Origin of the sequence: Peteryoungia rhizophila (assembly GCF_004912145.1) — a bacterium.
GTDB classification, from domain to species: Bacteria; Pseudomonadota; Alphaproteobacteria; order Rhizobiales; family Rhizobiaceae; genus Allorhizobium; species Allorhizobium rhizophilum.
This window is the reverse complement of sequence record NZ_STGT01000004.1, coordinates 370,884-389,614: the sequence shown is the minus strand read 5'-3', so window position 1 is coordinate 389,614 and position 18,731 is coordinate 370,884. Positions and strand designations below refer to the sequence as shown.

Annotated in this window: 15 protein-coding genes; 11 read left to right on the top strand and 4 right to left on the bottom strand. The window is 57.5% G+C overall.

Annotated elements, in window-relative coordinates; all coding sequences use genetic code 11:
* Nucleotides 1-40 precede the first annotated feature (40 nt).
* The gene (locus E9677_RS17940; RefSeq protein WP_136559408.1) at nucleotides 41-952 is read right to left on the bottom strand and encodes a LysR family transcriptional regulator; all 912 of its coding nucleotides are present in this window, start codon (nucleotides 950-952) and stop codon (nucleotides 41-43) included.
* Between the two features lie 403 nt (nucleotides 953-1,355).
* Here E9677_RS17940 and E9677_RS17935 point away from each other — a divergent pair, with 403 nt between their 5' ends.
* On the top strand, nucleotides 1,356-2,537 hold the full coding sequence (locus E9677_RS17935; protein ID WP_136559407.1) for a Fic family protein: 1,182 nt from the start codon (nucleotides 1,356-1,358) through the stop codon (nucleotides 2,535-2,537).
* Nucleotides 2,538-2,783: 246 nt separating this feature from the next.
* Here the strand turns inward: E9677_RS17935 and ggt are convergent, their stop codons facing one another.
* Both ggt and E9677_RS17915 read right to left on the bottom strand, forming a co-directional pair.
* Nucleotides 2,784-4,535: a gamma-glutamyltransferase gene (gene ggt / locus E9677_RS17930; RefSeq protein WP_168801262.1), complete on the bottom strand. Its 1,752-nt coding sequence runs from the start codon at nucleotides 4,533-4,535 to the stop codon at nucleotides 2,784-2,786.
* 623 nt (nucleotides 4,536-5,158) lie between these two features.
* Nucleotides 5,159-5,605, bottom strand: coding sequence for a DNA-binding protein (locus tag E9677_RS17915; protein ID WP_136559404.1), 447 nt, complete (start codon nucleotides 5,603-5,605; stop codon nucleotides 5,159-5,161).
* 413 nt (nucleotides 5,606-6,018) lie between these two features.
* On the opposite strand from E9677_RS17915, the gene E9677_RS17910 reads away from it, so the two are divergent.
* From E9677_RS17910 to E9677_RS17880, 7 genes are all read left to right on the top strand, one after another.
* On the top strand, nucleotides 6,019-6,771 hold the full coding sequence (locus E9677_RS17910) for a FadR/GntR family transcriptional regulator (protein ID WP_136559403.1): 753 nt from the start codon (nucleotides 6,019-6,021) through the stop codon (nucleotides 6,769-6,771).
* 64 nt (nucleotides 6,772-6,835) lie between these two features.
* Nucleotides 6,836-7,741 (top strand): 5-dehydro-4-deoxyglucarate dehydratase, encoded by a 906-nt coding sequence (gene kdgD / locus E9677_RS17905; protein ID WP_136559402.1) that lies wholly within the window; start codon nucleotides 6,836-6,838, stop codon nucleotides 7,739-7,741.
* Between the two features lie 86 nt (nucleotides 7,742-7,827).
* On the top strand, nucleotides 7,828-9,336 hold the full coding sequence (locus E9677_RS17900; protein ID WP_136559401.1) for an ABC transporter substrate-binding protein: 1,509 nt from the start codon (nucleotides 7,828-7,830) through the stop codon (nucleotides 9,334-9,336).
* Nucleotides 9,337-9,413: 77 nt separating this feature from the next.
* Nucleotides 9,414-10,328 carry an ABC transporter permease gene (locus tag E9677_RS17895; RefSeq protein WP_205910171.1) on the top strand — a complete coding sequence of 305 codons (915 nt, stop codon included), beginning with the start codon at nucleotides 9,414-9,416 and terminating at the stop codon, nucleotides 10,326-10,328.
* A gap of 11 nt (nucleotides 10,329-10,339) precedes the next feature.
* Nucleotides 10,340-11,257, top strand: a complete 918-nt coding sequence (locus tag E9677_RS17890) for an ABC transporter permease (protein ID WP_136559399.1) — start codon at nucleotides 10,340-10,342, stop codon at nucleotides 11,255-11,257.
* Complete coding sequence (locus tag E9677_RS17885) at nucleotides 11,254-12,888, top strand: ABC transporter ATP-binding protein (protein ID WP_136559398.1); 1,635 nt, start codon at nucleotides 11,254-11,256, stop codon at nucleotides 12,886-12,888. The genes E9677_RS17890 and E9677_RS17885 overlap by 4 nt, the downstream gene beginning before the upstream one ends.
* A gap of 107 nt (nucleotides 12,889-12,995) precedes the next feature.
* Nucleotides 12,996-14,429, top strand: coding sequence for an aldehyde dehydrogenase family protein (locus tag E9677_RS17880; protein WP_136559397.1), 1,434 nt, complete (start codon nucleotides 12,996-12,998; stop codon nucleotides 14,427-14,429).
* 266 nt (nucleotides 14,430-14,695) lie between these two features.
* Here E9677_RS17880 and E9677_RS17875 read toward each other — a convergent pair whose 3' ends face one another.
* Nucleotides 14,696-14,836, bottom strand: a complete 141-nt coding sequence (locus E9677_RS17875) for a DUF1127 domain-containing protein (protein WP_136559396.1) — start codon at nucleotides 14,834-14,836, stop codon at nucleotides 14,696-14,698.
* Between the two features lie 319 nt (nucleotides 14,837-15,155).
* On the opposite strand from E9677_RS17875, the gene E9677_RS17870 reads away from it, so the two are divergent.
* From E9677_RS17870 to E9677_RS17860, 3 genes are read left to right on the top strand one after another with little or no spacing between them, the layout of a single operon-like run.
* Nucleotides 15,156-16,304: a mandelate racemase family protein gene (locus tag E9677_RS17870; protein ID WP_136559395.1), complete on the top strand. Its 1,149-nt coding sequence runs from the start codon at nucleotides 15,156-15,158 to the stop codon at nucleotides 16,302-16,304.
* 6 nt (nucleotides 16,305-16,310) lie between these two features.
* The gene (locus E9677_RS17865; protein ID WP_136559394.1) at nucleotides 16,311-16,976 is read left to right on the top strand and encodes an SGNH/GDSL hydrolase family protein; all 666 of its coding nucleotides are present in this window, start codon (nucleotides 16,311-16,313) and stop codon (nucleotides 16,974-16,976) included.
* Between the two features lie 45 nt (nucleotides 16,977-17,021).
* Nucleotides 17,022-18,620, top strand: a complete 1,599-nt coding sequence (locus tag E9677_RS17860; RefSeq protein ID WP_136559393.1) for an ABC transporter substrate-binding protein — start codon at nucleotides 17,022-17,024, stop codon at nucleotides 18,618-18,620.
* Nucleotides 18,621-18,731: the final 111 nt, after the last annotated feature.

The following is an 18,731-nucleotide window of genomic DNA, read 5'->3' as shown; positions in this document are numbered from 1 at the left end:
TATGGACAGGCCTGTGCGCCTCGCTAGGTCAGCGCCGTGTTCAATCCGTCAAGGACCGTCTTAGCTCGGAGCAGGCGTCTATGAACGCACGCAGTTTAGGTTGTGACTGGGCTGCCTTGGTAAAATAGAGAAACATTCCGTCTGTCCCGGGCGAATAGTCGAGCAGCACCGGTTCAAGCTGACCGGCCGCAACTCTTTGCGACGCGTGATAGGTGGAGGAATAGATCAGTCCCTGACCTCTTGCGGCGAGCCTTTGCATCAGCTCCCCGTCGTTGACGGTCACCGGACCATTGGGCTCGATGCTGACATTTTGCCCTTGCTCGATAAACTCCCAACGATAGATGTCGCCCTTTTCGGGTCGGCGAAATCGGATGCAGTTATGCTTGGCCAGATCTGCGGGCACCATGGGTCGACCATGTTTGCGGAAATAGTCTGGCGAGCCGAAGACCGCCCAATGGAAGTGTGGTGACAGTCTAACGGCAATCATGTCCTGGGCGATATAAGGGCCGATGAGAATTCCGCCATCATAGCCACCTGCCACGAAATCATGATGCCTGTTGCTGACAGTGAGATCGACCTTGACGTTGGGCCATGCGGCACAGAAATCGGGCAGGATCGGCTCGATCACGAACGGTACGGCAAGGCGTTCCACAAGCAGCTTCAGAGTACCCGACGGCTCGTTTGACGCATCAGAGGCTACACTCAAGCTGGCCTCAATTACCTGCGCTGCCGGCGCAATCTCTGCCAAGAGCGTTTCACCAGCCTCCGTCAGTGAGATACGTCGCGTGGTTCGGTGAAATAGTGGTGTGCCCAGACGCCGCTCAAGCTTCTGCAGCGCCTGACTGATGGCTCCCGGGGTCACTTCAAGGTCGAGAGCGGCCTTGCGAATGCTTTGCCGTTTCGCGATCGCCAGGAATTCGGCCAATCCATCAAATGGGTTCTGACGGCCCATGTATCCTCATCGAAATTTGCCAGCGCTGCAGTCTTGCATCTCCTCGCTACATGCGATGCAGAAGCGATTGATCGCAAGTGAATTCCGATTTGCCGATTTTTTTGGGTAGGCTTACTGGTACCAATCCTGAATACGGGTCTGTAGGCGCATTCACTGTGAGAGTCCTTTTTAGTAACACACGAATGCAGGCGTATGGTGCACTTCTCACGAGTGGGGGTCTCCGGCAAAGCCGGGGCGGTTCACTTCTAATGGCGCCCGCTCATCGTATTGGGCACCGATGTTGTCCCGATCAAAGCTCAGGAGTTCAATGTCGGCGCGTTAATTAAGCGCGCTTATCTAAGTCCGTCGATTAATTAAATGAAATGCGTCTTGCTTAAATAACGGGCGCGACTGATATTTGGTTATGTCTGATTCCCAGTCCAAAAACCGCCTGGGTCGTTTCGTCGAGACGGTCGTCGCCAGTGAAACAGTGCAGGCGTTTGTACCCCCGCCATTGCCGCCCGAGCCGGCGATCGATGTGCTTTCGTTGCTTGAGCGCCTCAGCTTGGCTGAGCGCGCGCTAGGACGCCTGGATGGTATCACAACGCTGCTGCCGAGACAGGAGCTGTTCCTGTATATGTATGTGAGAAAGGAAGCCGTTCTTTCCTCGCAGATTGAAGGCACCCAGTCCACGCTTTCTGATCTCTTGCGGTTTGAGACCGAAGCTCAAGCCGGGCAGCCGGTTGATGATATCCGTGAAGTCTCCAACTATGTTGACGCCATGATGTATGGTTTGGAGCGGCTGGAAACTCTGCCCATGTCGTTGCGTCTGATCCGTGAGATGCACGCCAGGCTCTTGCAGAGTGGACGCGGAGGCACCAAGGATCCTGGAGAGTTCCGCCGCTCGCAAAATTGGATTGGTGGGACGCGGCCGGGTAACGCACTCTTTGTGCCGCCGCCCGTCACTGAAATGGCCGGTTGCCTGGATGCGTTCGAGCGCTTCATGCATGATGACCAATCGCGGTTACCGGCGCTAATCAAAGCTGGCCTATTGCATGTGCAGTTTGAGACGATCCATCCGTTTCTCGATGGCAATGGTCGTATCGGCCGTCTGCTTGTAACCCTATATCTTTGCATGAACGGGGTTTTGCGAAAGCCGCTGCTCTACCTTAGCCTCTATCTAAAGTCCCATCGGAGAGAATATTATCGATTATTGCAGGAGGTCCGCGAACATGGAAATTGGGAAGCTTGGCTGGACTTTTTCCTGGCCGGCGTTGCCGACACTGCCAATCGAGCGTTTGAGGCTGCGACCCAGATCGTCGATCTTTTTAAGGAAGATCGGGAGCGGATCACGATGGAGAGCGATAGAGCAGGGTCAGCACTTCGTATTTACGAGCTTTTCCAGCAGAATCCTTTTCACACAGCGAACCAGATTGTTCAGATCACGGGTCTCTCCGCGCCAACGGTCAATGCCGCGCTTGCAGATCTGGAGCGTTTGGGCATCGTTGATGAGGTTACCGGCCGCAAACGCGGCCGCGTGTTCAGCTATCAGCGATATCTCGCAATTCTGAGTGAAGGCACCGATCCCTTACCCCGCAGTTCGTAAGAAATAGATGGGCCGAAGGTTCGATTTTCATCAAGATCTGACATTCCCTGCCGATTGATCGTCACGAGCTGAGAGTAATCGCTGGTGCTGCACGTCTCTGCATAGAATCAACGGTTTAGATACTATTATTTCGACACAGCGATTTATTCACCAAAATGGAACATCCCGAACACAGATAATCGTAGCCTCCTCAGCGTGTGTTGCGAGCAGGCTGCTGCCGCCACCCCTTTTCCGTAGGTGAGTGCCTCACTCCCCTACAGCCACTCCTTCTCGTCGCGGATCGGCGCTGCCAGCCAGACCTCGGGCGGTCATCTCGATAGCTTGCAAACCGGAATTCATCTCAGCCGGTTTCACCTCGTAGCCCAGCGCCTTCAGCGGCTCGACCAGACTTTCCGCGCTGGTGCCAGCCTCAATGTCGTAGGTGCCGAACCGGTTGATGAGATGCGGCTGGGAGACGATCGCCTCTACAGGCATGCCCCAGTCGATATAGGCGATCAGCGCTTGCGCCACATAGCCGATGATCTGGCTGCCGCCCGGCGAACCGATGGCGAGTAGCGGCTTGCCATCCTTCATCACGATGGTAGGGGACATGGATGAGCGGGGCCGTTTGCCGGGCTCAACGCGGTTGGCGATCGGCAGACCGCCGTCATGGGTCTTGAAGGAGAAGTCCGTCAATTCGTTGTTGAGCAGGAATCCGTTCGTCATCAAACGCGAGCCGAAGCCGCTTTCGATCGTTGTCGTCATCGAGACCACATTGCCTTCCTTGTCGACGATGACAAAATGGCTTGTGGAGGGCAACTCAAGCGCGGCATCCCGGCCGAAAAGTAGCGCGTGGTCCCATTCCGGCTCGCCGGCCTTGACCGCATCCTTGGCCATCGCCTTATCGCCGTCTAGCAGCTTTGCCCTCTCGCCAAGATAGGTCTTGTCCAACAGGCCTTTGATCGGTAGCGGCATGAAATCGGTGTCCGCGACGTAACGCTCGCGGTCAGCGAATGCGAGACGCTGGGCATCTCCTATAATCCGCCAACTGTCGACATTCTTCGGCCCCAGGGTCTTGAGATCAAAATTCTCCACCAGGCCGAGCATCTGGCCGATGGCGATGCCGCCCGATGATGGCGGTCCCATGACGCATACATCAAGATCACGATAGATGAAGCAGATCGGCTCGCGCTCGACGACGCGATAGTTGGAAAGATCGGCCAGCGAGAGCACGCCGGGATTGTCGGACGCCTCGCGCACGGTCTCGACGATCGCCTCTGCAATCCGTCCCTGGTAAAAGGCATCAGCGCCGCCTTTGGCAAGCGCCGCAAGCGTCGCAGCATAGGCAGGGTTCTTCAGCTGGGCACCAGTCTGCAGGGCGGCCCCAGTGTTATCAAAGAAATAGGACCGAGCCTCTGTATGTTTCTTCAACCGATCGCCCTCGGACGCGATCAGCGAGGCAAGGCGCGGCGAGACCTGGAAGCCCTCCGTCGCCAGCGTTTCCGCCGACTTGAGCAAGCTTGCCCATTCCGCTTTTCCATAGCGTTTGTGGACCTCTTCCAGAAGTCGGACCGTCCCCGGCGTGCCAACGGAACGGCCGCCGATAACCGCGTCCATGAATTTCAGCGGCTGACCTTTGCTATCCAGGAAGAGCTTTGGCGTGGCGTCCATCGGCGCCGTCTCGCGGCCGTCAAACGTTGTCAGCTTGCCGCTTTTCGCGTGGTAATAGACGAGGAAGGCACCGCCGCCGAGACCGGAACTCTGCGGTTCAACGAGGCCGAGTACGGCCTGCACCGCCACCATCGCATCGATGGCGTTGCCGCCCCCAGCAATCACGTCACGTCCCGCTTCGGTTGCTAGCGGATTGGCCGTCGCCACCATGAAGCTCTTTGACTCTACACGTTTGGCAGTCGCAACAGCAGTCGCTTTCTCGGGCGCCACCGTGTCCGACGCCTGCTGCGAGGAGGCGATCGAGGTGGAAAGCATCAAGGCGACAAGAGCCGCATTTAAAGAACTCATTTTCACTAGCCTTATCCTTCTGCGACTTACAGCTCATCAAAGTAACAGGGCGTCCAACTGCACCAGAGGTCGATCGCATCCGTCTCTCCTCATGCGCTGACGCTCTTTCGGACGCTTTCGTAGCTCCCGGAGGATCCGCCTTCGTCCGGAATTGAGCTCCTTCCGCGAGTATCGGTTAGCGTTGTCGATCTCTTTTGCATTGTTTTGCCGCGTTTTTTGCGGGCGTTTCATTTGCTCGCAAGCCGTTTCGATCGGCGCCAGATGCTTCGCCGGGTCTACCGGAATGCAATTCAACGCGCCGGCTTGGCGCGCCGCTCATTTTCAGTACTATGATGGCCGTCTCGCCCCATGTCCATCATGCCGAAGGGTCGACATCTCGTTGGAAAACGAAAATCTTTTGAAGGAGCATCGACTATCGGACAGGACGGCGTTCATCCGGCCGCGCGTGGCTTCGAGACGGTCGATGACAAGCCTGGTGTGTTGGCGGTGAGATTGCGCATCCACTCAACAAGGATATCGTCGGTTCAGCGCGCCTCGACGAGACCGTCGGAAACGCACTGGATTAGGATGTTGCGCAGGTGGAAGGGGTAGAGGACGCAGGCATCGTAGACCGTGACGGCGGATTAGAGGCCATAGGTCTCGATCAGGTCCTCTGTGTCCTCGGCAAGCGCTTCCATTGCCGTCTGTCGTTTGTCGAGATTCGACTTCAACGCGAGCACATCTTTCAGGAGGGCGCGGCGGTGTTTGCCGACGTAGCGGAATGGCGGATCGCCCCGGTCCCTGCGTAGGACGACGAGCGGGCGGGAAATGCCAAGAATGACTGAAGCTTCGCTCGGGCTCAATTCCGGGTCCTCGGCCAGCACGGCAACGCCCTCTCGACGCAGCATGTGCGCCAGAAGGGCTTCAACAGCTGAGGCTGCCGAGGGCGGGATCGGGAGCGTCCGCTCTTTTCCACCTGCATCACGAACACGGAGTTCCAGCCTGTCGCCGACAACCAGCTTAGGCAAGGGCGTTGCTATTTTTCGGTCGTGATCTGACAGTCTGGCGAAATGAACAATCTGGCTGGCCATGACGATATCTCCTTAGTCGCCAAATTAGCGAACAGGACCTCTGACTGCAGTAACTGAAAGTTTGGGTTGGCTGCAATGGTGGTGATGAGGGCGATTCTTCAGAACGCTGGTTCGATTCCCATCAAGAGCGAAGTGATACTGATGTCACGAATGGCTTCCCTTTCGACGCACGCTTCGAGCCAACAATTCATCAGGCGAGTAGGCCAACTGGGGGCTGCGAGGTGCCAATCCGGAGCCCAAATTGCATCTCATCGATTAAAGAGCTCTCGGTAAAGCTAGACATCTCCTTAGTTCCCGGTGGAATATGCGTGCCGCGACAACTGGCGGAAAAAAACTGCTGCACGGGGTAATCGCAACAGGTCACCAGACGTGGTATGAATGTCTGATGAATTTAGATGAATATAGGATGGGGCATGTCTGAACCGAAACGCTCAGGTAGTCGCAGATCTTTATCTGCAGGGGTTGAAGACGCGCTCCGGGCGCAGATCGAAGCGGGTTATTATGCAACCGGAGACAAGTTGCCTACTGAACCTGCGTTGACAGAAAAGTTCGGGGTAAGCCGGACTGTTGTCCGTGAGGCCATCGCTGCTTTGAGGGCGGATAATCTTGTCGAGTCACGGCAGGGCTCAGGTGTTTTTGTTATTGGCCAGCGACAAACCGATCCGGGTCTTCGGCTGTTTACGGGCGAGACCGACAAGATCTCCGATATCATCGAGGAGCTCGAATTGCGTATCGGAGTAGAGGTCGAGGCGGCAGGCCTTGCAGCCATGCGAAGCTCACCGGCTCAAGAGGCTGAAATCCAAGCTCAGGTCGATCGGTTCTCAAGTCTTGTTGCAGATGGGAAGCCGACGGATGAGGCCGACTTCCAGTTTCACATGGCAATTGCAGCGGCGACCAACAACGCCCGTTTCAGAACGTTCCTTGAGCATGTCGGCAAGCGTATGATTCCTCGTGTGAAGTTCCGCACGGTCATGGGCGGCGTTGACCCGCTGCCCAGTCGAGACGCCTCGATCCTCGAAGAGCATCGAGGCATTGCCGAGGCTATTCTCGCCCGAGATCCTGACCGAGCACGCGAGGCGATGCGGCTGCATCTGGTGACGGGCATCAAGCGTTATCGATCATTAACGTCATGGGGACGCGCGCAAAAAAAAGATGAGTTAGATTGACTCATCTTAAAATTCATCATATGACTTTCTCCATCGCAAAGCTCATAGCGTGGGAGAAATTTCATTGTCGCCTGAAGAAATCAAATTGCGTGTAGGTTCCGGGCTTCTGTCCTTTCCGGTCACGCACTTCACCCCAGACTACAAGCTCAATCTTGATAGCTATCGTCGCCACGTCGAGTGGCTGTCCGGCTACGAGGCTGCAGCCCTGTTTGCCGCTGGCGGTACGGGCGAGTTCTTTTCCCTGTCGCCAGCCGAAGTTGGTGAGGTGACGAGGGCCGCTAAGGATGTGTCCGGCAACGTACCGATCATCGCGGGATGTGGGTATGGGGCCGCTCTCGCATTTGAGAGCGCAGCGGTCGCAGAGAAGGCTGGTGCAGATGGGATCCTTCTGCTGCCGCACTACCTGACGGAGGCGCCGCAGGACGGGATTTACGCTCACGTTAAAGCCGTCTGCGATTCAACAGACCTTGGCGTTATCCTTTACAACCGTGCAAATTCCGTAGCCAACGCAGATACGGTCGCGCGCTTGGCGGATGCTTGCCCAAATCTGATTGGCTTCAAGGATGGCACAGGTAGGGTGGATCTCGTGCGGCATGTGACAGCCAAGCTGGGCGACCGGCTCACTTACATCGGTGGCATGCCGACCCATGAACTTTTCGCCGAGGGTTTCAATGGCGTGGGCGTCACCACGTATTCCTCGGCCGTATTCAACTTTGTGCCCGAGCTGGCCCAGCGGTTCTATCGCGCCATGCGTGCCGGCGATCGTCCGGCGATGGAGAATATTCTTCGCACATTCTTCTTTCCCTTTGCGGCGCTTCGCGACCGAAAGGCAGGCTATCCGGTCTCCATTATCAAGGCGGGGGTCGATCTAGTTGGCTATACGCCAGGTCCGGTTCGTCCGCCGCTTGTCGATCTGACGGGTGAGGAACGGGAAATGCTGCAGGACTTGATCAAGGCAGTCGAGGTCTGACGATGAATTTGGCGGGCGTCCCAAGAGTGGCGCCCGTCTACGGCCACTATCCATACTTCATTGGTTCACTTTTGGGAGGAGTGCAGATGACTACTAAGTCTTTTCGTTTCATCGCGAGCGCCATGGTGGTGGCGGGTTTTGCCAGCCATGCCACTGCGCAAAACATGTCTGAAATCAATATCGTATTGCCGGAGCAGCCGGCAAACCTTGAGCCTTGCGGCACTATCATCACCAATGTCGGCCAGATTCTGAGCCGTAACGTTGTCGAACCGCTGACGGTCATCGATCCCAAGAGCGGTCAGGCAACACCTGGCCTTGCCACTGAGTGGACGCAGACAGATCCGAACACTTGGCAGTTGAAATTACGTGCCGGCGTGAAGTTTCAAGATGGGACCGAATTCAACGCCAAGGCGGTCCAATTCTCGATCGAGCGCATGACTGGCGGCAAGGTGAACTGCAGCAATATTGCCAAGTTCGGCGCTGCGAAACTTACCGTGGAGGCAGTCGATGACCTGACGGTCGCGATCAAGTCGGATACGCCGCAGCCGATCCTGCCGACACTGCTCAGCGTTGTCATGGTGGTATCTCCGAACACGCCGGCAGATAAAGCAGTCAACGATCCGGTCGGCACGGGCCCGTTCAAGCTTGTCAGCTTCACGCCGCAGACGGTCGTCTTGGAAGGGTTTGACGGCTATTGGGGCAAGAAACCAGATATTACAAAGGCCACCTATGTCTGGCGCCCGGAATCATCAATCCGTGCCGCCATGGTCGAAACCGGAGAGGCTGACCTGACGCCGTCCATTGCGATCCAGGACGCAACCAATCCTGAAACCGATTTTGCTTATCTCAACTCGGAAACGACAGCATTGCGCATCGACGCGGGGTTTGCGCCACTGGACGACGTTCGTATTCGCAAGGCGCTCAATCTTGCTATCGACTGGGAGGGACTCGCGCAACTCTTCGGCGACGATACCAAGCGCGCATCGCAAATGGTCGTGGTCGGTATAAACGGCCACGACGATAAACTTGCGCCTTGGACGTTCGATGCCGAGCAGGCGCGTGCGCTGATTGCCGAGGCGAAGGCAGCCGGTGTTCCCGTCGAAACTGAGATCGAATTGATCGGTCGCAACGGCATTTATCCGAACGGCACGGAAGCCATGGAGGCCATGATGGCCATGTGGCAGGATGTCGGCTTGAATGTGAAGCTCACAATGCTGGATGTGAACGATTGGCTACGTTATCTGCAGAAGCCTTTTCCTGAGGGTCGCGGCCCGAACCTGCTGCAGATGATGCATGACAACAACAAGGGCGACGCAGCGTTCACCATTCCGATCTTCTACACCTCGGAAGGTAGCTATTCGACCATCAGCGACCCGGCGTTGGATAAAGAAATCGCCGACGCGTTGGCCGCTACCGGAGAGGATCGCACCAACGGTTTCAAAGCGATCTTCAACAAGGTGCATGACGAGCTGGCTCTGGACATTCCGATGTTCCACATGATCGGCTACACCCGCGTCGGCACGCGGTTGGACTGGAAGCCGGATATCACCACGAATAGCGAGATTCCGCTCGCAAACATCGGCCTCAAGAACTGAGCTCTATAGATTTGGCGAGCGCTGAAGAGGTCTTCTGCGCTCGCCTGAACCCCAAGTGAAACCAGAGGTTCCGAATGATGCTCGGCTACATCGGACGGCGGGCGTATCACAGCATAATATCGCTGGTCGGTCTGCTGACACTCGTCTTCTTCCTGACTCGCCTGACAGGTGACCCCTCAGCCCTCTACCTGCCACTCGATTCCAGCCTCGAGGCGAGAGAAGCGTTTGCAAGGATGAATGGGTTGGACCAGCCTATTCATGTTCAATTTCTGCAATACTTGCAGAACCTGCTGTCATTGGATTTTGGTCAATCGCTGCGCCAGAACCGGTCCGCTATTGACGTGGCACTCGAAGCGTTTCCAGCCACGTTGAAGCTCGCTTTTGTCGCAATGTCATTGGCAACGACACTTGCGATCATCGTCGGCGCCCTGGCCGCTGCGCGGCCTCGCAGCATATTTGACCGTGTCGCCGGGCTTGTGTCGCTTGCAGGCGCCAGCACGCCCGACTTCTGGATCGCGATCGTCGGTATTCTCGTCCTCGCGGTTGGGCTTGGGGTTCTACCAACCTCTGGCACTGGAACCGGTTGGCACTGGATAATGCCAATCGCAGTGCTGATGCTACGTCCCTTCGGCCTTCTGGTGCAGGTGGTCCGCGGAACGATGATCTCAGCGCTTGCCTCGCCCTATATCAAGACTGCCCATGCGAAGGGCATGAAGCGCCACAAGATAATCTTCGGTCACGCGCTCAGAAATTCGCTGCTTCCGGTGATTACAGTCGCGGGGGATTTGGCGACGGGATTGATCAATGGTGCCGTTGTTGTTGAAACGATTTTCGGTTGGCCAGGCATCGGCAAGCTGATGATTGATTCAATCATTCAGAGAGATTTCGCGGTCGTCCAATCGACAATACTCGTCACCGCCATCGCCATCTTCATCGTCAACATCGCGATCGATTTGCTGTACGTCATGCTCGATCCGCGCATTCGGTACTGAGGGAGGCGACAATGGCCGACATCACTTTACCATCCGTGAGGTCACCCGGAAATCTGCGGCAACTGGCGATTTATCTGGCGCGCGACAAGCTGGCGCTTTGCGCGGCACTCTTCCTGATCGTGCTCATTTTCTGCGTCCTCCTCGGGCCGCTACTGGTCGGTGACCTTGCCGGAAAGCTTGGGCTTAGGCAGCGTAATCTGGCGCCGTTTTCCCTGGAGCAGGGTTTCCTTTATGTCCTCGGCGCCGATACGCTTGGGCGCCCCATTCTGGCCCGGCTGATTGTTGGCGCACAAAACACTCTCGGCATTGCCGCAGCAGCCGTCTTCTTCTCCATGGCAACAGGCGGCATGCTTGGCTTGATCGCCGGGTACTCCGAGCGCTGGTACAGCCATGTCATCCTGCGCCTTGCCGACGTGATCATGAGTTTTCCGTCGCTCCTTTTGGCGCTGATCGTGCTTTACACGCTTGGTCCCAGCATGACGAACCTTGTGATCGTTTTGGCGATCACCCGCATGCCGATCTTCATCAGAACCGCACGCGCCGAAGTTCTGGAATTGCGCGAGCGCATGTTCGTCAGCGCGGCCCGCTCAATGGGCGCGAGTTCCGGCCGCATCCTGTTCCGGCATATCGCGCCACTCGTGCTACCAACGCTTGGAACAATCGCAGCGATCGATTTCGCCACCGTGATCCTCGCCGAATCCTCGCTAAGCTTCCTTGGCCTTGGCATTCAGCCACCGGATTTCACGTGGGGCGCAATGGTGGCCAATGGGCGTGGTTATCTCGCCTCGGCTTGGTGGATCGCTTTTTGGCCAGGCTTGGCGATCCTGCTGACGACCCTTTCCCTGAATATTCTCGCCAGCTGGGCACGGACTGTTGCAGATCCGCTTCAGCGCTGGCGCCTGCAATCGCTGCGAAAGGCCTCTCGATGACCGCGTCGGACAAAGCCATCCTCACGATCGAGAACCTGACCGTTGACTTCCTTTCGGAAGGGGATCCTGCTCGTGCGGTCGATAACGTGTCCTTTAACGTCTGCCCCGGCGAGACACTGGTTATCCTCGGCGAAAGCGGGTCGGGTAAGAGTGTGAGCACGGGAACCGTGATGGGTTTGATCGACTGCCCGCCGGGTGATATTGTCTCAGGCTCGCTGCTGTTCGATGGCATGGACCTGTCGGGACTCGATGAAGAAAGCCGGCGTGCGTTGAACGGGCGCCGTATCGCGATGATCTTCCAAGACCCGCTTGCTTATCTCAACCCTGTCTATACCGTCGGACGACAGATCGCAGAGGTGTTCGAAACTCATAGTAATGGCGATGTCGGCGACGTACGTGAGAGGGTCGTCAAGCTGCTCGAACGTGTCGGCATTCCTGACTCGGGAAGGCGGATAGATTATTATCCACATCAGTTCTCCGGCGGACAGCGCCAGCGCGTTATGATCGCCATGGCGATCGCGCTGAAACCGGACATTCTCATTGCCGATGAGCCGACGACGGCGCTTGATGTCAGCGTGCAATCTCAAATCCTGGAGCTGCTCGGCGACCTTCAGCGCGAAACCGGCATGGCACTGATCATGATTACGCACGACCTTGAGGTGGCCGCTGCCATGGCCGACCGTATCATCGTCATGAACGGTGGCAAGGTGGTTGAGAGCGGGAAGGCGCAGGATGTCTTCACCAACCCTGCCCATGCCTATACCCGCCGACTGATGACAGCTCTGCCTCACCGCGGTCCGACGACAGAGCCAACTCCGTCCACGGAGGTCCAGGGCGAAATTTTGCTGAAGGTCGAGAATCTGAGCAAGCACTACGTTCTCGGTGCTGGTCCTTTCTCTCCAAAACGGGAATTCAGGGCCGTGGACGACGTCAGCTTCACTGTCCATCGCGGCGAAACGGTCGGTATCGTTGGCGAGTCTGGCTCAGGCAAGTCGAGTATTGCCCGCATGTTGCTCAGGCTGGACGAGCCGACATCAGGCAGAGCGCTGTTTGCAGGCGAAGATATCTTTGCCTTAGAGGGCAGGGCGCTGAACGGCTTCCGCCGACGCGTGCAAATGGTGTTTCAGGATCCCTTCGGATCGATGAACCCGCGGATGAACGTGCGCTCGATCATCTCGGAGCCTTGGGCAATTCATCGCGACATTCTGCCTAAAGCACGGTGGAATGACAGGGTCGTGGAACTTCTGGAGCTTGTTGGCTTGAAGGGCGATCATGCCGACCGCCATCCCCACCAGTTTTCTGGCGGTCAGCGGCAACGCATAGCGATTGCACGGGCGCTCGCCAGCGAACCGGAACTGATCGTGTGCGATGAGGCCGTATCAGCACTCGACGTGTCGATCCAGATGCAAGTCATCGGGTTGCTGGCCGATCTGCGAAGCAGGCTGGGGCTGTCCTACGTCTTCATCACGCATGACTTGCCGATCGTACGGGAGTTTGCTGACCGGATATTGGTGATGCAACACGGTAAAATCGTAGAAGACAGCGAGACGGAAATACTCTTCAACAGCCCAAACCACCCCTACACGATGTCGCTTCTAAACTCGGTGCCAAGGCCGAAATGGGCACGGTAGATAGCCGATCGGATGGTGTCGGCGGAGCGTGCGCGCCGCACACTTGCGGTCCACGCCGGACCACCCGCCTACAGCGATGAACGCGCTGCCATGGAAAGGAAAACTATATGACCATCCATCAGAACCTGATCGCCGGCGAATGGGTCGGCACGGAAGGTGTTGAAAACATCAACCCGTCCAACACCAATGATGTAGTTGGCGTCTATGCTCGTGCAAGCGCCGAGGATGCTCAGTCCGCCATCGCGGCTGCCAAGGCCGCATTTCCGGCATGGTCGCATTCGGGCATCCTTGAGCGCCATGCAATCCTCAAGAAGACTGCCGACGAGATCCTCGCCCGCAAGGATGAGCTTGGAAAACTGCTCGCGCGGGAAGAGGGCAAAACGTTGCCTGAAGCGATCGGCGAAACCGTCCGCGCTGCTCAGATCTTCGATTTTTTTGCCGGTGAGGTTCTGCGCCTTTCGGGTGAACTCCTGCCGTCAGTACGGCCAAACATTGGTGTTGAGATCACCCGCGAGCCGATCGGTGTTGTCGGGATCATCACGCCGTGGAATTTCCCGATTGCCATTCCCGCCTGGAAAATCGCTCCGGCGCTTGCCTATGGCAACACTGTCGTTTTCAAGCCGGCCGAACTTGTACCAGGTTGCTCGTGGGCAATTGCCGACATCCTGCACCGCGCGGGCCTGCCGACGGGTGTTCTCAATCTCGTCATGGGCAAAGGCTCGGTCGTCGGTCAGGCCATGCTCGACAGTCCGGACCTTGCAGGCATCACCTTCACCGGCTCGACGGCCACTGGTAAGCGCGTCGCCGCTGCCTCTATCGAACATAATCGCAAGTTCCAGCTGGAAATGGGCGGCAAGAACCCGATGGTCGTACTCGACGATGCGGACCTGACGGTTGCCGTCGAGGCGGCCGCCAATTCGGGCTTTTTCTCGACCGGCCAACGCTGCACGGCCTCCTCGCGCCTGATCGTGACGGAGGGTATCCACGACGCGTTCGTCGCTGCTTTGACGGAGAAACTGAAGGCATTGGTCGTCGATGATGCGCTGAAGGCCGGCACTCATATCGGCCCGGTGGTCGACGCGAACCAGCTCAAGCAGGACACAGACTACATCGCTATAGGGCAGTCTGAAGGCGCCAAGCTCGTCTTTGGGGGCGAGAGGATTTCGCGGGAAAATCCTGGCTTCTATCTCCAGCCGACACTGTTCACCGAAGCGACCAACCAGATGCGAATTTCGCGCGAAGAGATTTTCGGGCCTGTTGCGTCGGTTATCCGCGTCAGAGACTACGAAGAAGCGCTCTCGGTCGCCAATGACACACCATTCGGTCTCTCTGCCGGCATCGCCACGACGAGCCTTAAACATGCGACCCACTTCAAGCGCCATTCCGAGGCTGGCATGGTCATGGTCAACCTGCCAACCGCAGGCGTGGATTTTCATGTGCCTTTCGGCGGTCGTAAGGCCTCTTCGTTCGGCCCGCGCGAACAGGGGACATATGCCAGCGAATTCTACACTGTTGTGAAGACTGCCTACACGCTGGCGTGAGCGGAACTGACTACGCCCGTCTGACAGGATCCTAAGTGAGGACCCTCGTCACGGACTTGGTCGGGGCAGGTTTACTGCAGGTGGCGGGGTCCAAACGCACAGCACCTCTGAGATGGCTGGCTATTGCTTGTGAACCGGCAGTTCGGGGCCGACTAGCTGCAGATCATGAACGACCTCAACCAGATCTGTAGGAGCCTCCGAGGTCTGCTTCGATCAGCAGCCGGGCGCAAGACATTCTCACTGAATGCTGGAAGACCCAGAGGGTATCAACGGCGACCTTCGACGGCGGCGCGCAGGTTGTAGCGAGAAATGCCAAGGTCGCTCAAAGCGCGGTCGTCGAGTGCCGACAGCTCGCGGATGGCGCGGCGATTTTCGAGGTAGGTCTTAAGCTTGCTAGCGATACGCATTGTTCTTTTCCATTCATCTTGTGCGATGCACAATATGTAGCCTCTTTCATGATGAAAGAAAATGCATTTGCCAGCAGGGGAGGCATGCTGCGCAAGCACGCCTCAAGCGAGCTTCATGCCGTCATGGCATCCGAGGCGCAGAGGAGAGGATTCGTGCTGGTGAGCTCCACGTTTCTCCAGCGCGTCTGAATAGGCGGGCCTGCCGGATGAGAATCCGCCACCAACCTGTACTACAGATTTGACAATATCTGCGGGTCAACCTATAACCTATCAGACATGTTGAGGGCTTTAAGCCTGAACTTGGTGAGCAGGAATACCGATGATCATTTCCGACATCATTGTAAGAAGATTTCGCACGACCACGCGCCGCCATTCCGACAGCGCTGGCCATGCCCATCCCGGACCCCCGCATCAGGTCGAGCAGGCAATCCTGACGATCCGAACCGAGGACGGCCATGAAGGTCACTCCTTTACAGCTCCGGAAATCGTGCGTCCGCATGTGATCGATAAGTTCGTCAAGAAGGTACTGATCGGGCAAGACCACCGCGACCGGGAGCGTCTGTGGCAGGACCTAGCCCATTGGCAGCGCGGCTCGGCTGCCCAGTTGACCGATCGCACCCTTGCCGTCGTCGATTGCGCACTTTGGGATTTGGCCGGTCGTTTACTTAATACACCTGTGTACAAATTGATCGGCGCCTATCGCGACAAGGTTCTGGCCTATGGCTCGATCATGTGTGGCGATGAGCTTGATGGTGGCCTGGCGACGCCGGAAGACTATGGCCGCTTTGCCGAAACGCTGGTCAAGCGCGGCTACAAGGGCATCAAGCTGCACACCTGGATGCCGCCGGTCAGCTGGGCGCCTGATGTGAAGATGGATCTCAAGGCCTGCGCCGCCGTGCGCGAAGCTGTCGGCCCGGATATCCGCTTGATGATCGATGCCTTCCACTGGTATTCGCGCACGGATGCACTGGATCTCGGCCGAGGCCTGGAGAAGCTTGGCTTCGACTGGATCGAGGAGCCCATGGATGAGCAGTCCATGTCGTCCTACAAGTGGTTGGCCGACAATCTCGACATTCCGGTTGTCGGTCCCGAAAGTGCGGCAGGCAAGCACTGGCATCGGGCCGAATGGGTGAAGACCGGCGCCTGCGATATCCTGCGGACCGGCGTCAACGATGTCGGCGGCATCACACCGGCGCTGAAAACCATGCGCATGGCGGAGTGTTTCGGCATGGATTGCGAAGTCCACGGCAACACGGCGATGAACCTGCATGTGGTGGCCGCCTCGAAGAACTGCCGCTGGTACGAGCGCGGGCTGCTGCATCCCTTCCTCGAATATGACGATGGCCACGACTACCTGAAATCCTTGTCCGATCCGATGGATGCGGATGGGTACGTGCATGTGCCGGATCGTGCCGGCCTTGGCGAAGACATCGATTTCGACTTCATCGAAAACAACCGGATCGGGTGACGCGCGATGAAGACGGTCCTCGCATTTGGTGACAGCCTGACTTGGGGCGCTGATCCTGCGACAGGATTGCGGCATCCGCCGGAGTTTCGCTGGCCAGAGGTGCTGGAGGCGGGGCTCTTCGGCGCCGCAAGGGTGATCGGCGATGGGCTCGGCGGGCGCACCACCTGCTATGACGACCATACAGGACCGGCCTGCCGCAATGGCGCAAAGGCACTTCTGGTTGCCTTGGGCAGCCACATGCCTCTTGATCTGGTCGTCATCATGCTCGGCACCAATGACATTAAGCCGAGCCATGGCGGACAGGCCGAGCCGGCTGTCTCTGGCATGCGGCGGCTGGCGCAGATAATCGAGACATTTCCCTACAAACCCCGCCCGGCCGTTCCACGCCTGATGATCGTTGCGCCGCCAGCTTGCGTCGCCGGCCCGCAAGACTTACCGGCCGCTGGCCGCCGGATATCCGAATCTGAGCGTCTCTCGCCTCTTTTTCGCCAGCTTGCCACGGAAGTCAGCGCCGAATTTTTCGACGCGGGAACAGTCGCCACAGCTTCGCCCATCGATGGGGTGCATCTGAGCGCTGAGGCAACCCGTGCCATAGGGCAGGCGCTCGTCGCGCCTGTCCGCAGCATACTCGCTGATACGGCGCTGCTCGTGGAGGAGCATTGCCGTATCTAAACGTCAAAGGTCGCCACAATGGAGTGGGGCCGAAAGGGAGGAAGCATGAAGAGGTTTTTTTTATCCGTAGCGATTGCAGCGCTTCTGTCTGGCGTCTCGCCACTGTCAAGCCTTGCCGAGACGCCAAAGGATCAGCTTGTGGTCGCCACCACCTTGAGCAATATCCTGACGCTTGATCCCGCAGCGATTACCGGGCGCGAGACGGTTCAGGTTCTGAACAATGTCTATGATACCCTCGTCATACTTTCCCCCGAAGATCGAAGCCTGCAGCCTCGCCTCGCCGAGACATGGGAGATTGCGGAAGACCGAATGTCGATCCGCTTTAACCTTCGCAAGGATGTGAAGTTCGCATCCGGCAATTCGGTCACTGCCCAGGATGTGGCGTGGAGCCTGAAGCGTTTGCTGACTCGCAATCTTGCCCAGTCATCCTTCCTGAAGACCCGTGGCTTCACGCTAGAAGCCGCTGACAAGCACTTTGTCGCCGAGGACGAGCACACTTTCGTTCTCAACCTGCCCGGCGCTGATGACCCAAAGCTGCTGCTGATGATCCTGGCTCAGAATGGTCCAGGCTCGATCATCGACAGCAAGGTGGCCCTTGAGAACGAGACGGACGGCGATCTCGGTGCCGCATGGCTTACCACAAACTCCGCCGGCTCAGGCCCTTTTACCCTGACGCAGTGGAAGTCGAACGAGTTTATCATCCTGACGCGGAATAACGAATATTGGGGCCAGGCACCGGCAATGCGCCGCGTTCTTATGCGCCACCTGCCAGAATCGCAGTCGCAACGCCTTATGATCGAAAAGGGCGACATAGACGTGGCCTATTCACTGCAGGCACCGGATCTCAAGGCGCTGGAAAGCGATGAGGCGATCGAGATCGCATCCGTGCCGGGATCCGGTTTCTACTACCTGGCTGTGTCGATGAAGGACGAGCGTTTCGCCAACAAGCAAGTGCGCGAAGCCCTTCGTTACCTCATCGACTACAAGGGTCTCGACGAAGCCGTCATGCCTTTCTACGGCAAACTGCATCAGCGGTCGCTGAGCACGGGCGTCATGGGTTCTCTGCCGGATCAGGGCTATACGCTCGATGTGGAGAAGGCCAAGTCTCTCTTGGCCGAAGCAGGCTTCCCGAACGGCTTTGAGACCACGTTGCGCGTGCTTTCCGAGGATCCGTTCCTGAAGGCGGCAACTGCTATTCAGAACACGCTTGGCCAAGCCGGCATCAAGGCCGAAATTATAAGCGGTTCCGGGGATCAGATCTATGGCGCCATGCGTGAGCGCAAGTTCGAGCTTCTCGTCGGTCGCGGCGGTGGCGGCCAGCAACCGCATCCGGACAACAACCTGCGCCCTATGGCCTATAATCCCGACAATTCGGATGAGGCCAAGCTGACGAACTATCAGACCTGGCGCACGAGCTTCCAGGATGAAAAGCTGAACGAGATGATAGAGACGGCACTCGTGGAGCGCGATGCGGCCAAGCAGACCAAACTCTATGAAGAGCTGCAAGCGTATATGGACGAAATTGTTATGCCTATTCAGCCCTTCTCGGAAGTCGTCGACACCGCAGCCTATCGCAGCGATGTCGAAGGCATGATCGTCAGCCCCTGGCTGTCGCGCTTCGAAGGCATCACAAAGGACCGTTGATCCAGTGCAATGTTCCTGAGCGCAGCGTCCACCCATGAGGCGCTCAGGACGAGACTCAAATTCCTCCCAAGGACCTTGAGGCGCGTGGCAACACGCGCCTCTCTTTTCTTC